Annotated in this window: 11 protein-coding genes and 3 pseudogenes; 10 read left to right on the top strand and 4 right to left on the bottom strand. The window is 74.3% G+C overall.

Annotation, left to right across the window (positions count from 1 at the left end; all coding sequences use genetic code 11):
* Positions 1-104 precede the first annotated feature (104 nt).
* Positions 105-1,388, top strand: a complete 1,284-nt coding sequence (locus ACFVZH_RS12480; protein WP_384896043.1) for an alpha/beta hydrolase — start codon at positions 105-107, stop codon at positions 1,386-1,388.
* A gap of 21 nt (positions 1,389-1,409) precedes the next feature.
* On the opposite strand, the gene ACFVZH_RS12475 is transcribed toward ACFVZH_RS12480, so the two are convergent.
* Positions 1,410-2,222, bottom strand: a complete 813-nt coding sequence (locus ACFVZH_RS12475; RefSeq protein WP_384896042.1) for a class I SAM-dependent methyltransferase — start codon at positions 2,220-2,222, stop codon at positions 1,410-1,412.
* Positions 2,223-2,441: 219 nt separating this feature from the next.
* Positions 2,442-3,257, bottom strand: a complete 816-nt coding sequence (locus tag ACFVZH_RS12470) for an SGNH/GDSL hydrolase family protein (protein WP_384896040.1) — start codon at positions 3,255-3,257, stop codon at positions 2,442-2,444.
* A gap of 169 nt (positions 3,258-3,426) precedes the next feature.
* Here ACFVZH_RS12470 and ACFVZH_RS12465 point away from each other — a divergent pair.
* From ACFVZH_RS12465 to ACFVZH_RS12450, 4 genes and pseudogenes are all read left to right on the top strand, one after another.
* A pseudogene (locus ACFVZH_RS12465) lies at positions 3,427-3,813 on the top strand (nuclear transport factor 2 family protein); the annotation flags it as partial.
* Positions 3,814-3,887: 74 nt separating this feature from the next.
* Positions 3,888-5,372, top strand: a complete 1,485-nt coding sequence (locus tag ACFVZH_RS12460; RefSeq protein ID WP_384896038.1) for a phytoene desaturase family protein — start codon at positions 3,888-3,890, stop codon at positions 5,370-5,372.
* Positions 5,373-5,427: 55 nt separating this feature from the next.
* Entirely contained in the window at positions 5,428-6,564 is a 1,137-nt protein-coding gene (locus ACFVZH_RS12455) for a 2Fe-2S iron-sulfur cluster-binding protein (RefSeq protein WP_384896036.1), read from the top strand.
* A 156-nt stretch (positions 6,565-6,720) separates the two neighbouring features.
* Complete coding sequence (locus ACFVZH_RS12450; protein ID WP_384896034.1) at positions 6,721-7,302, top strand: DinB family protein; 582 nt, start codon at positions 6,721-6,723, stop codon at positions 7,300-7,302.
* Positions 7,303-7,311: 9 nt separating this feature from the next.
* Here the strand turns inward: ACFVZH_RS12450 and ACFVZH_RS12445 are convergent.
* Positions 7,312-8,022 (bottom strand): annotated as a pseudogene (locus ACFVZH_RS12445) (LysR family substrate-binding domain-containing protein); the annotation flags it as partial.
* Between ACFVZH_RS12445 and ACFVZH_RS12440 the strand changes: the two are divergent.
* Positions 8,008-8,109 (top strand): annotated as a pseudogene (locus ACFVZH_RS12440) (RidA family protein); the annotation flags it as partial. The pseudogenes ACFVZH_RS12445 and ACFVZH_RS12440 overlap by 15 nt on opposite strands.
* Before the next feature lie 34 nt (positions 8,110-8,143).
* Here the strand turns inward: ACFVZH_RS12440 and ACFVZH_RS12435 are convergent.
* A complete protein-coding gene (locus tag ACFVZH_RS12435) occupies positions 8,144-9,550 on the bottom strand; it encodes an MFS transporter (protein ID WP_384896032.1) in 1,407 nt (468 codons plus the stop codon).
* A 94-nt stretch (positions 9,551-9,644) separates the two neighbouring features.
* On the opposite strand from ACFVZH_RS12435, the gene ACFVZH_RS12430 reads away from it, so the two are divergent.
* From ACFVZH_RS12430 to ACFVZH_RS12415, 4 genes are all read left to right on the top strand, one after another.
* The gene (locus ACFVZH_RS12430) at positions 9,645-10,226 is read left to right on the top strand and encodes a helix-turn-helix domain-containing protein (protein WP_384896030.1); all 582 of its coding nucleotides are present in this window, start codon (positions 9,645-9,647) and stop codon (positions 10,224-10,226) included.
* A 203-nt stretch (positions 10,227-10,429) separates the two neighbouring features.
* On the top strand, positions 10,430-11,446 hold the full coding sequence (locus tag ACFVZH_RS12425) for a collagen-like protein (RefSeq protein WP_384896028.1): 1,017 nt from the start codon (positions 10,430-10,432) through the stop codon (positions 11,444-11,446).
* A 244-nt stretch (positions 11,447-11,690) separates the two neighbouring features.
* The gene (locus ACFVZH_RS12420; RefSeq protein ID WP_384896026.1) at positions 11,691-12,125 is read left to right on the top strand and encodes an ester cyclase; all 435 of its coding nucleotides are present in this window, start codon (positions 11,691-11,693) and stop codon (positions 12,123-12,125) included.
* Between the two features lie 514 nt (positions 12,126-12,639).
* Positions 12,640-13,914, top strand: coding sequence for a geranylgeranyl reductase family protein (locus ACFVZH_RS12415; RefSeq protein WP_384896024.1), 1,275 nt, complete (start codon positions 12,640-12,642; stop codon positions 13,912-13,914).
* Positions 13,915-13,917: the final 3 nt, after the last annotated feature.

Raw genomic sequence — 13,917 nt, 5'->3', positions numbered from 1 at the left:
CTCCACCCGGGGGGATTCCCTGGTTCCGGGGTAGGGCTGGCCGCACCCCCGGCCGGGGGGCCGTCGGATGTCCCTGTGATCAACAGCTCCGTAGCGTCGTCGCCATGACCCACACCACGACCCGCACCCGCTTCCGACAGGCCGTGCAGCGCAGGCGAGCACGCCGGTCCCTGGCCGCCGCGACGGCCGTCGTCCTCACCGCCCTGGCCGCCGCCCCGGCGGTCGCGGTGGCCGAACCCCGCCCGGCCCAGCAGAGCACGGGGCGCGGGGCCCTTCTCGGCGTCACTCCCGTCGCCGACCTGAGCCGGGCCGAGGTCGCCGCGTTCCTCAAGGGCGCCGACATCGACCCGGCGACCGTGCGCCACGGTGTGCGCGGCTACCGGCTCACCTACCGGACCCTGACGCCTCGGGGTGAACCGACCACCGCCACCGGCCTGTTGGTGCTTCCCAAGGGCGGCGAGCGCCGGCTCGACCTGGTGGCCGACACGCACGGCACGATGGTCCACCGCGACTACGCGCCGTCCGTCGCCGAGGACTTCGGCCTGTACGCGCCCTATCTGCACGCCGCCGCGGGCCGCGCCGTCGCCGCTCCGGACTACCTCGGGCTCGGCAAGGGCCCCGGCCTCCACCCCTACATGGACACCGCCTCCTCCGTCTCCGCCTCGCTCGACATGCTGAGGGCCTCCCGCGCCGCCGCGCGTGCGCTCGGCAGGCCGCTCACCGGAGACGTGTACGGCACCGGGTTCTCACAGGGCGGCCAGGTCGCCATGGCGCTGGGCCGCGAGCTGGCGCGCGGCGCGGACCGGCACTTCCGGCTGCGGGCGCTCGCGCCGGTCGCCGGACCGTACGACCTGCAGGGCGCCGAGATCCCCGCTCTGCTCGACGGCCGTGTCAACGACATCAGCGGCGTCTTCTACATGTCGTACTTCCTCACCGCACAGAACCGGCTGCACCCCGTCTACGACGACCCGGCCGACGCCTTCCGGCAGCCGTACGCGGGGTACGTGGAGGAACTCTTCGACACCCGGCACACCGAGGAGGACATCGTCACGAAGCTGCCCGGCTCGGTGAAGGAGCTGCTGACCGACGGCTTCTACGAGCGGCTGCGGCGCCCGGACGGCGGCCTCCTGGCCGCGCTCGCGGCGCAGGACGGGACCTGCGACTGGAAGCCCGACGTGCCCGTACGGCTGCACAGCGCGGCCGGCGACACGGACGTGGCGATCGCCAACTCCGTCAGCTGCGCGGCCGATCTGGCCCGCAACGGTGTCACGGCCCCCGTCGTCGACCACGGGAAGGCCGACCACAACGGGTCCTTCAAGCTGGCGGGGCCCGAGATCGTGCGCTGGTTCGACACGCTCGCGCGCGGCCAGGACCTGTCCGAACGATGAGGATTCCGGGCCCGGGAAGTGTCAGCGGGGGGTGTCCCCGGGCTGTCGGCCCCAGGCGGTGAGCATGCCGGCCGACAGCGCGGCGCACTCGTCGGAAGCTAGGTACCGGACCGCCGTGTCGACGGCGCCGTCGTCGACCAGACCGGTGGCGACCATCGCCGCCCTGCTCCGTTCCCAGGTGTCCGCCCAGAACCGGCTGAGAGGACTGCCCGGCAGCAGCGGTGGCACGTGGATCTCGGCGGCGACGGGCAGCAGACCGGCCCCGCGCAGCAGGCTCGGATACGACGGGACCCAGGAGACATCGGTGCCGATGGTGGCCCGCAGCCCCTGCCACATGGCCCGCATCGCGGCCGTGTACGGGGAGTCGGGCGTCCGGTCGCTCGTCAGGTCGACCGCGTCGCTGAGCACCAGCACTCCGCCGGGCACGACGAGTTCGGCGAGCCGCCTGATCAGCCGCTCGTGCTCGGGCAGGTGCATCAGCACGAACCGCGCGTGGACGAGCCGGAACCGGCCGGGGGAGAAGTCCGGCGCGGTGATGTCGGCCTCCAGCAGGTCCAGCCCGGGCCGGGACCGCGCGCCGAGGAAGCGGACGTCGCGGTCCACGGCGAGCACGCTCTCCACCCCGGCCTCCTCCAGGAGCCGCCGGGAGACCGTGCCCGTACCGGCGCCCACGTCGAGGCAGCGCCACCCCGGCCCGACCCCGAGCGCCCGCAGCCGCGCCATCGTGATGTCGTCGTAGGCCAGGGCGCCGAAGTCGATCCGTTCCCCCTCGCCCGCCTGTTCCGGCCGGAAGGCGGCCTCCCCATAGCGGCCCTCGCCCCGCGCGGTGCTCACGTCGTCACCGTCGTGGTGCGGAGGCTCTCGTCGAGCCGGTCGAACGCTTCCATGGCCGGACCCCTTCACGCGATGACGGCTCTGCTCGGCAGCCCCGTACCGGGGCCGCCGCCCCGCCGATCCTCCACCGGCGACCGCCTGCCCGGCCGAGGCGCGCCGCGCCTGAGCCATTCGGTCGAAGCCGCTCCGTGCGCCGGGCGAGGCCGTCTGCGTGGCACGTCACGTGGACGTGCCACACCGTGCGGACGCCTCACACCCCTGGGCCGGCTCGGCTTCCAGCGGGGCGAGGTCAGGGCGCTTGGCGGTGCGGTCGTCGCCGGAGGAACGGCCCCGGAGTCGGCGGCCGAGCCAGGGACCGAGGAACTCGGCGGCCCAGCGCAGGTCGCCGGTGCCGGGCCCGGGTGGGGTGGCGAAGGGGCGTGTCCAGGAGTCGTCGGTGTCGGGGAGGCCGAGGGCGTGGGCGACGGCGGCGGCGATGCGGTCGTGGCCGACGGGGCTGGCGTGGAGGCGGTCCGTGCTCCACAGCCGGGGGTCGCTCCCGACCGCGTGGAGACCGGTCTCCGCGACCACGACGCCGTGCCGGTCCGCGGCCGCGCGGACGCGGTCGTTGAGGGCGGTGATGCGGGAGCGGACGGGACGGGCCAGGGGGATGACGCGGGTGACGTCCGGGAAGGTGAGGGTGGCGACGCGCGCTCCGCCGGCGGTGAGGGCGGCGAACATCGCCTCCAGGTGGCCGGCGACCTCGTCGGCGTCGAACCGGGGCCGCAGCAGGTCGTTGACCCCGGCGACCACGGTCGCCAGGTCGGGCCGCAGTGCGAGCGCCGGCGCGAGCTGGCCGGCGTGGACCTCGCCGGCGACGCGGCCGCGGACGGCGAGGTTGGCGTAGCGCAGACCGGGGTTGTGCCGGGCGAGGCGTTCGGCGAGCCGGTCGGCCCAGCCGCGCAGTCCGGTGACGTCGTCGCCGTCTCCGACGCCTTCGGTCTGGCTGTCGCCGAGGGCCACGAACCGCGAGAAGCGGACGGGTGTGACGGTCATGGGCAGGGCCTCTCTTCGGTGGGACGCATGGACGCGCGGGGTCGATCGGGTGCGGGGGCGAGTGGGTCGGCGGCGTCGCAGACCCGGCGGATGACGGGTCTGGACAAGCCGTGGCGCGCCCCTTACTCTCCGGTGCACCTATTCAATTAGTTTACTAGAGGTGGTCACCGTGCATCCCTTCCGCAAGGCCGTGGAGAACCGCGACGAGGCCGCGATCGAGGCTCTTCTCGCCGACGATGTCGTCTTCACCAGCCCCGTCGCGTTCAAGCCGTACCCCGGCAAGGCGATCACGGCGGCGATCCTGCGCGGCGTGATGCGCGTCTTCGAGGACTTCACCTACGTGCGGGAGATCGCGCAGCCCGACGGCCGCGACCACGCCCTCGTCTTCACGGCCACCGTCGGCGGCAAGCGGATCCAGGGCTGCGACTTCCTCCACTTCGACGAGGAGGGCAGGATCGACGACTTCACCGTCATGGTCCGGCCGCTCTCCGCCGCCCAGGCGCTCGCCGAGGCCATGGGGGCCCAGTTCGAGCGGATCGCCCGCGAGGCGAGTGAGTCCCACGGGAACGGCGAGTCCCTTGAGGGCAGCGAGTCTTCTGGGGGCAGCGAGGCCCGCGGGGCGGCCGGGGCATGACCGACGTCGACGTCGTCGTGATCGGCGCCGGCAACGCCGGACTCACCGCCGCCACCACCCTCCAGCGCGCCGGCCTCCGCACCCTCCTGGTCGAGCGGCACAACGTGCCGGGCGGCTGCGCCACGTCCTTCCGGCGCGGCCGGTACGAGTTCGAGGTGGCGCTGCACCAGCTGTCCGGAGTCGGACTCGAAGGCCAGGGCTTCACCCTGCGGGGGCTGTTCGACAAGCTGGGTGTCTCCGACTCGATCGACTTCGTCCAGGAGGAGGACCTCTACCGGGCCGTCGTCCCCGGCCGGCACGACGTGACCCTTCCGGCCGACTGGGCCGGGGCCGCCGACGCCCTGGAGGAGGCGTTCCCCGGCAATCGGGACCGCGTCGAGGGCTTCTTCCGGCTCCTGCGGGACGTCGCCTTCTGGCAGATCGCCGCCATGCGCGGGATGCCCGCCGACGAGATCGACCCGGTCCTCTTCCGGCAGGGCCTCCGTCCTCTGCGGGACGTCCTCGACGAGCACTTCGACGACCCCGGCCTCAAGTCCGTTCTCGCGACCTACTGGACCTACCTCGGCCAGCCGCCGTCCCGGCTCGCCTTCCAGGACCTGGCGATCACGCTCTTCGCCTACCTGGAGTTCAAGCCCTGGCACGTCAGGGGCGGTTCACAGGCCATGTCCACCGCGATCCTCGACTCCTTCCTCGCCGCCGGCGGCGAGGTCCGCTTCAACACGGCGGTCACCGGGATCGTCACCGAGCGCGGCCGGGCCGCCGGAGTCCGCCTCGCCGACGGCGAGGAGGTCTCGGCGCGGGACGTCGTCTCGAACGCCTCGCTCCCCGTCACGTACGGCATGCTCGACGACTCCGTCGTCCCGGGGCGGGTCCGCGCCGACCTCGCCACCCGCCGCGTCGGCGTCTCGGGCTTCGTCCTGCACATGGGACTCGACGCCACCCCGGCCGAACTCGGCTTCACCAGCAGCACCACCTTCGTCACCGCCGATCTCGACGACGAGCGCACGTACGCCTCCTGGCGCACCCTGGAGCCCGCCCGCGGCATCTGCGTCTCCTCCTACGACATCGCCCCCATCGGCTTCGCTCCCGCCGGCGCGACGCATGTGAGCCTCATGACGCTCCAGTACGGCGACGTCTGGGAGAAGCTCCCGCCGGCGGCGTACGCGAAGGCGAAGTTCGCCTACGCCGAGACCCTCCTCGACCGGGTCGAGGCGGTCACCCCCGGCATCCGGGACGCGATCGAGGAGGTCGACGTCGCCACCCCGCTCACCATGGCCCGCTACCTAGGCCACCCCGGCGGAGCGATCTACGGATACGACCAGGACCGCACCGAGAACTGGCTCTTCCGGGACAGCCTCCGCGACCCGGGTGTCCCCGGGCTCCATCTGGCCGGGTCCTGGGCAGGGTTCGGCGGATTCCAGCCGACCCTGGAGGCCGGCCACCGCGTCGCCCGCCGCCTCCTGCACGCCCGGACCGGCTGACGCGCCCGGAGGACAGCCCGCGCGCCCACCCCGTCCGAACCTCCGGGAGACACCTGTGAAGCACCACCTCGCGCCGCTCTTCGACGGGCACGACGACGTCCAGGCGGAGATCGACCGGCGTCCCGCCGACCCCGCCGACCACGTCGCCACGACCCGCCGTGTCCTCGACGCCCACCACCCGGAGCGGCTGACCCTCACCGTCTCCGCCGTGGTCCCCGAAACTCCGACCGCCGTCACGCTCCGGCTGCGCCGTCCGGACGGCGCCGATCTGCCGCCGTTCCTCGCCGGCCAGTACGTGGCGGTGTACGCGGACGGCACGAGCCGCCCGTACGCGATCTCGTCCAGTCCCGCCCACCCTGACCACTGGGATCTGACCGTCCGCCGGGTGCCCGGCGGACGGATCAGCAACCACCTGGCCGACACCGTGCGGGCCGGTGACGCCGTCACGACCACCGGCCCGCTGGGCACCTTCCACCACCACCCGCTCTTCCACGGCGACGACGTCGTCTTTCTCGCCGGGGGCTCGGGCGTCGCCCCGGCCATGAGCATGATCCGCGACATCGTCGACCACGGGATCGACCGCCGCTTCCATCTCCTGTACGGCTCCCGTTCGGCCGACGACATCCTCTTCCGCGACGAACTGGACGGACTCGCCGCGGAACACCCGAACATCCGCGTCGACCACGTCGTCACCGCACCCGGGACGGGGTGGGCGGGTCCGACCGGACTCCTCACCGCGGGCCTCGTCCACACCCTCGCCGGGCCGCTCGACGGAAGGATGGTGTACGTGTGCGGCCCCCAGGCCCTCTACCCGTACGCGCTCGCGCAGCTCACGGAGCTCGGCCACCCGGCCCGCCGGGTCCGCTTCGAGGCCAACGGCGCCCCTGCCGACCCCGCCGCCCAGCCGCACTGGCCCGCCGACGCCGCGCCCGACGAAGAGGTCACCGTCACCGCCCGGGGGCGTACCTTCCGCACCCGCCGCGACCGCCCGCTCCTCGACGCGCTGGAGGACCAGGGCATCCGCCCCGAGGCCGCCTGCCGCTCCGGCGAGTGCAGTCTGTGCCGCGTGCGCGTCGTCAAGGGCGCGGTCCACACGGCACAGGAGGGCCGCCTCCGGCTCTCCGACGAGCGCTTCGGCTACACCCACTCCTGTGTCGCCTATCCGGTCACCGACGTCGAGCTCGACGTCTGACCCCCGCTCAGGGGGTGGGGGCGGGCCGCGTCCAGGACTCGAGGGCGCTCCGCTCGGCGGTGACGTGCCTGCCCGCACCCTCTCCTTGCGAAAGAAGCTGCAAGAAATTTCAGAAAAGTGTTGACCGGCATCCTCGCCGGGCGAGAGGGTCGGCCCATGCCCGCACACGTACCGCCGGTCGCCGACGAACGCGACGGCCTACTCGCCTACCTCGCCCAGCAGCGCCAGACACTGCGCGCCACCGCCCACGGCCTGACGGACGATCAGGCCCGGCTGACGCCGACGGTCAGTGAACTGAGCATCGGCGGTCTGATCAAGCACGCCGCCCGCTGCGAGGCGGGCTGGACCGACCTGATCCTCCAGCGGCAGCGCGGCCCGCGGCGGGAGGCGGACGAGAGCGACTCCGCCGAGTTCCGGCTCACGGACAAGGAGACCCTCGCGGACGTCCTCGACCAGTACGAGGCCGCGGCCCGCGAGACGGACGAGGTGATCGCCTCCATCGCCGATCTCGGCCAGGGCGTGCCCGTCCCCCGGGGGCTGCCGTGGTTCCCCGCCGACGTCGAGGAGTGGTCGGTCCGCTGGGTCCTCCTCCACCTCGTCGAGGAGACCGCCCGGCACGGCGGCCACGCCGACATCATCCGCGAGTCCCTCGACGGCGCCACCCTCTTCCCCCTGCTGGCCGCCGCCGAACGGTGGCCCGCCCCGTGGTTCCAGCCGTGGCAGGCCCCGACCGCCTGACGGACCGTACTACCGGGCGGGTCCCGTCCGGCGAGGCCCGCCCGACGCGTCCTGGCCGAGCGCCTCAAGAAGCCGTGCGGCCAAGGGATTCGGATCGTTGCGGCGCCACGCGACGGCGACCGTCGTGCGCGGGGTGGAGGGGGCGATACGGCGGAACGCGACGCCCTTGAGGCGGACGCGGCGGATGCTCTCCGGCGCCAGCGAGACGCCCAGACCGGTCTCCACCAGGGCGCAGACCGTCTGCCATTCCACAACGTGCTGGGCCACGCGGGGAGTGAAACCCGCCGCGGTGCACAGGCCGGTGATCCGGTCGTACAGCCCGGGGCCGACGGGGCGGGGCAGCAGGACGAACGGGTGGTCGGCCAACTGCCCGACCCGGACGGTCCGTTGCGCGGCGAGCGGGTGCGCCGACGGCAGCACCGCCACGAACGGCTCGGTCAGCACGGTCTCGAAGCCCAACTCCGCGTCGTCGGAGGGCGGCTCGCGCAGCAGGCCGATGTCGAGGGTCCCCTCGCGGAGGGCGGCCAGCTGCGGGGTGGTGGTCATCTCGTGGATGTCCAGCCGCACGGCGGGAAACCGTTCGCGGAACGTGCGCAGGAGACCGGGCAGTACGGTCAGCGCCAGCGAGGCCGCGAAGCCGATCCGCAGACGCCCGGCCCGGCCGCTGCCCGCCTCGCGGGCCGCCGCGAGCCCGTCGGCGAGACCGGCGAGGGCGTGCCGGCCGCCACCATGCTTGTGTGCGGCCTCGCCGATCCCCGGATGAAGATCGAGATCGAGGCGTACGCGCGGCGGTCCGTCACGTCGTGACGGCGGTCCGCGTCCGGACCGGGGTTCGAGCGGGTCAGCCGCCGGCCTTCCCGGCGGGCCGGGGTCCCGCGGCGCGCGCCACGACGAGGAGGAACAGCCCGCACACCGAGACGAGCAGCCATCCCGGACGGGTGGCGGCGGGGAGTCCGGCGGGGCCGGTGCCCGCGAGAAGGCCGCCGGCGACGGCGATACCGACCGCCGCACCGACCTGGCGCGCGGTGGAGGTGATCGCGCCCGCCACCCCCGCCCGAGAGGACGGGAGACCGCTCACCGCGGTGTTGGTCAGGGGGGCGTTGGCGAAGCCGAAGCCGATGCCGATCAGCAGGAGGGCGAGCAGGACCAGCGGCACGGCCGTGTCCCGGTCCAGGCCCACCAGGCACAGACCTCCGGCCGCGACGAAGACGCCCGCGAGGACCAGCGGACGCCGCGGCCCGAGCCGGCCGACCAGGGTCCCGGACCAGGGCGCGCACACGGTGGCGCCGAGCGCCATGGGCAGGGTCGCCGCGCCGGTCGCGAGCGGCGTCCAGCCGCGGGTGTGCTGGAGGTAGAGGGTGTTGAGCAGCAGGGTCGTGTTCAGCGCGACGAACACCGCCACCGCACCCAGCACCGCCGTGGCGAACGGCGGCCGCCGGAACAGGCCCAGGTCCATCAGGGGCTCGGCCCGGCGCGGCTCGACCACCACGAACCCCGCCACGGCCGCCGCGGTCGCGGCGTAACCGACGAGGGCCACGGGCGACGTCCAGCCGATACGGGGGCCCTCGATGAGCAGCCCCACGGCGAGGCACAGGACCGCGGTGAGGAGCGCCTGGCCGGGCAGATCGAGGCGGCGGGCGCGCTCCCCGCGCGACTCCGGCACGAACACGGCGACCAGCACCAGGGCCACGACCACCACCGGCGCGTTGACCCAGAACACCGAGCGCCAGCCGAACGCGGCGATCAGCGCCCCGCCGGTGACCGGCCCCGCCGCCATGCTGAGCCCGAAGACCGAGGCCCACACCCCGATCGCCCGGGCCCGTTCCCGCGGGTCGGGCATCGCGTTCACCACGATCGCCAGCGCCACCGGACTCAGCATCGACGCCCCGATCCCCTGCACGGCACGGGCGGCGACGAGGACGCCGAGGGACGGGGCGAGCGCGCACACGACGGAGGCCGCACCGAAGACGAGCAGCCCGCACCGGAAGACCCGGCGGCGCCCGAAGCGGTCCGCGAGCGCGCCGGAGACGATCAGCAGACTGGCCATGACCACGGTGTACGCGTCGACGACCCACTCCAGACCGCGGGTGCCGGTGCCGAGGCCCCGTCCGATCTCGGGCAGCCCCACGTTGACGATGGTCGTGTCCACCCCCACCAGGAACATGCTGAGCGCGCAGACCGCCAGCACCGTCCAGCGCCGGCGCGCGCTCAGTGGGGCGGGTGGAGCGGGCAGGGATGTCGTGAGCACGGGAGTTCCCCCTTCGACGGGATCGGACTCCGCCAGGCTCGGCCCCGGGAAGCACCCGCGACCAGGAACTTTGCGAAGACCGCAAAATGGCCCCATGGACGCAGAACTCGCGGAACTCCTCGACAGCATCGGTCCACGGCTGCGCGCCCTGCGGCGCGACCGCGGCCTCACCCTCGAAACCCTCGCGCAGGACACCGGGATCTCCGTGAGCACCCTCTCGCGCCTGGAGTCCGGCCTGCGGCGCCCCACGCTCGACCTCCTCATCCCGCTCGCCCGGGCCCACCGGGTCGCCCTGGACCAGCTGGTGGCGGCCCCGGCCACCGGCGACCCGCGGGTCCACCTCACTCCCCGGAGCCGCGGGCGCGGCAGCGTCCTCGTCCCGCTCACCCAGTACCCGGGCCGGGTCCAGGTCTTCAAGCAGGTCCTCGCGTACCGCGAACCGAAGCTGGTCACGCACTCCGGCTACGAGTGGCTCTACGTGCTCGCCGGGGAGCTCCGCCTCATCCTCGGGGACCGCGACGTCACCCTCCGGCCGGGCGAGGCCGCCGAGTTCGACACCGCCGAACCGCACTGGTTCGGCCCCGCAGGCCCCGAGCCGGTCGAGATCCTGCACCTGTTCGGCCCCCACGGCGACCAGGCGGTCGTCCGGACGGGCCCGACGACGGCGAGCGGCTGAGGGGAAGCCGGGCGGGCCTGGCCGCCGCCGCGACGGCGGCGCCCACGGGCCTCGGCCGCGAGCGGGTGGCCGGGGCGGGTGGCCGGTGGGTGGCGCGTCGCTGCCCCGGACCGGCGCCCGGGCGGGTGATCGCGTCGGTCATCCGGCGGAGGCCCGGCGGCCGGGGCCGTGTCGCCCGCCCGCGGGCGGCCACAGTGGTCGGCGTGGATGTCGAGAAGGTCACCGACGAGCTGTACGGGCTCAAGCCGGCCGAGTTCGTACCGGCGCGGGACCGGTACGTGGCACAGGCGCGGACGGCGAAGGACACCGCCGCGGCCAAGGCGATCGCCGCCCTGCGCCGACCGGCGCTCGCGGCATGGGCCGCGAACCTGCTCGCCCGTCGACAGCCGGGGCAGGCAGAGGAGTTGCTCACGCTGGGAGTGAGCCTCCGGGAAGCCCACCGTACGCTCGACGCCGAGCGGCTGCGTACGGCGAGCCGTCGACAGCACCAGCTCGTGACCGCGCTCGCCCGCCTGGCCGCCGACCTCGCCCGCGAGGCGGGACAGCCGGTCAGTGAGACGGTGACCCACGACATCGAGCGCACCCTCCACGGCGTACTCGCCGACCCGGACGTCGCCGCGCGGTGGTCGAAAGGCCGCCTCGTGACACCCCCCTCTGCCGCCGTCGGCTTTCCCGCCGCCGCCCCGGAGGCGGTGGCCGCCCGCACGGGCGAGGCCGAACGGCCCCGGCCACCGGGGGAGTCGGGGGAACGAGGGGAGCCGGGGGAGCGGGGGAAGCCGGGGGAGTCGGGGGGCGGGAAGGCGGCGAAGGCCGGGCGTGAGGTGTCCCCGACGCCCGGGCGTGCGGGGTCGCGGGAGTCCGGGGGTGCGGTCGCGGGAGAGTTCGACCGGGAGGCGTCACGTCGGGCGAGGGAGCGCGCACGCGCCCGTACGGCGGCCGAGGAGGCGGCGGAGGAGGCCGCCGCGGAGGCGGGCCGGCGTGAGAGGGAGCTCCACGAGGCACAGGACGCGCGACACGCCTCCGCCGAGCGGGCGGAGGAGGCGGCCGACCGGGTGCGGCACCTGGAGCAGGAGCTCCGGGCGGCTCGGCGTACCGTCCGCGAAGCGGCCGAGGCCGACGCCGAGGCCGGGGCGGCGCTGACGGCCGCCGAACGGGCCCTGCGGACCGCGCGCGAGGCGGCCACGCGGGCGGCCCGTGCCGTCGAGCGCCTGGAACGGTAGGTCCCGGCGGCAGCATCGACCCCGGCCGTGTCACAGATCCGGTGGCTGTGCCGTCCTAGGGGGAGAGCCGCCGTCTCCGTAGCCGGGACACGGCGGTGCACGGGCACCCCGAAGGCGCGGACGAGACGACGCAGGGCCGAAGGATCCGGCCCGAAGGATTTGGCCCGGAGACCCGGCCCGGAGATTCGGCTCGAAGATTCGGTCCGAAGATCCGGCCGAAGGCGCAGACCAGAGGAGAGACACCATGACGGCAGCCGCGACAGCACGTCACACCGAGATCCTCCACCGCTTCCACGCCGCCGTGAACAGCGGCGACCGGGACGTCATCGCGAAGGCCATCGACGAGTTCGTCGCACCCGACCTCGACTTCCACCCTCCCGTCGCCGTCGGCGCGACCGGAGCGGAGGCCCTCAAGCGGGTCTGGGAGGTGCTCCTGCGGGCGTTCCCCGACGTGCACGTCGCCGTCGAGGAGACGATCGCCGAGGGCGACAAGGTCGTCTCCAGGAACACCGTGACGGGAACGCACCAGGGCGAGTACCAGGGGCTGCCGCCCACCGGGAGGCCCGTCTCCTACCAGGAGATCTTCATCCTCCGGTTCGCCGACGGGCGTATCGCCGAGATCCGCGGCGTCGTCGACGTGCTCACCCAGCTGCGCCAGCTCGGCGCCGTTCCGTCCTGACGGCCTCGCGGTCGCGACCCGGTGGCCCACGCGAACGATCCGCCGCCGGTAGCCGCGGGTGGGGCGCTGGGCTCTGATGCCGAAGTCGCCCGTGGGAATGCCTCTTTGGTACGGGGCGGGGCTGCACGGAGCGGGGCTGGGCCGGGAGGGGTGGGGCGGGGCGCCGGGGAGAGCCCTCGGCTCCCCGGGTGGCCCGCGGCGCGCACATCGGCGGACCGCCGCGCGCACGCCGCCGCCCGGGGGACCCGAACAGGTGAGGTGTGGGGCCTTTCGGCCTCGCGGTCCTTGCCCCGGCCGTCCGGAGGGGCAGGGTGGGAGGCGGCTGCGGGGATCCGGCTCCGCGGCCACGGGTCGTCGGTGCCCGGCGCGGCGCCACCGGGGTCGGGGGCCGGCGCGGGCCGCGGCGGCTCCCGGCACGGAGAGTGGCGTGACGGGTGATCAAAGCCGTCGGCCCTGGGTACAGATGGGGAGCCGTTCCCCGCACCTCACGCCGCCCGCAGCAGAGGAAGACCACATGGACCTGTCACCCCACCGCGACTCGGCGGACGTCATCATCGTCGGCGCGGGACCCGCCGGCTGCGCCGCCGCGTACCACCTGGCGCGTGCGGGCCACGACGTCCTGCTGATCGAGAAGGCCACCTTCCCGCGCGACAAGATCTGCGGCGACGGCCTCACGCCGCGGGCCGTGAAGGAACTCGTCGGGATGGGCGTCGACATCGAGGACGACGGCTGGGTCAGGACGCGGGGCCTGCGGGCCCACGGTTCCGGCACCACGGTGGAGATGCCCTGGCCCCGCGTGGCGTCCTACCCCGACTTCGGGCTCGTCCGCAGCAGGATGGACCTCGACCAGCTGCTCGCGGGCAAGGCCGTGGCCGCCGGTGCGCGCCTGCTGGAAGGGACCAAGGTGACCGGCCCGGTCATCGACCCCGCCACCGGCCACGTGACGGGCGTGACGGCCCAGCGGGACGGCGCTCCCCGCACCTACCGGGCGTCGCTGGTGGTCGCAGCCGACGGAGCGTCGAGCCGCCTGGCCGTCGCCCTGGGCCTGCACCAGCGCCGGGACCGGCCCATGGGCGTGGCCGTGCGCCGCTACTACACGACGCCGGACCGCGACCAGGACCATCTGGAGGCATGGCTCGACCTGGAGACCCGCGACAGCCGCGGCCGGACCTACATGCCCTTCGGCTACGGATGGGTGTTCCCGGTCGGCAACGGAACCTTCAACGTCGGTCTCGGTACCTTCCACATCGGCCGGCGCCCCGAGATCGACCACCGGGCGCTCTTCGGGGAGTGGACCGCCCGCCTGTCCCCGGCCCGGCACTTCGACGACGACCACGCCACCGGCCCGCTGCGCGGAGCCCCCCTGCCCGCCGGCCTCAACCGGCGGCCGCAGTACACCCGGGGGCTCCTTCTGACCGGCGACGCCGGAGGGATGATCAACCCGCTCAGCGGCGAAGGCATCGACTACGCGATGGAGTCCGGCCGCCTGGCCGCCGACACCGTCACCCACGCCCTCGGGCGGCCCACGGCCCACGCGCGCGAGGAGGCCCTGCTGCGCTACCCCGACGCCGTCCGCGCCGCCTACGGCCGCTACTTCACCGTGGGGCGCCTCGTCGTCCACGCCCTGAACCAGCCCCGGGTCATGAAGCTCGTCGCCACCAAGAGCCTCCAGCGGCCCGTCCTGCAGCGCTTCATGTTCAAGCTCTGGGCCAACCTCACCGACCCGCACAGCAAGGACGCCCTCGACCGCGTCATCACCGCCATCCAGCGCGCGGTCCCGTCCGCCTGACGT

Origin of the sequence: Streptomyces sp. NPDC059534, from assembly GCF_042743475.1 — a bacterium.
Taxonomy (GTDB): domain Bacteria; phylum Actinomycetota; class Actinomycetes; order Streptomycetales; family Streptomycetaceae; genus Streptomyces.
Note: the sequence above shows the minus strand (reverse complement) of the source record. Positions and strands in the feature narration are given on the sequence as shown.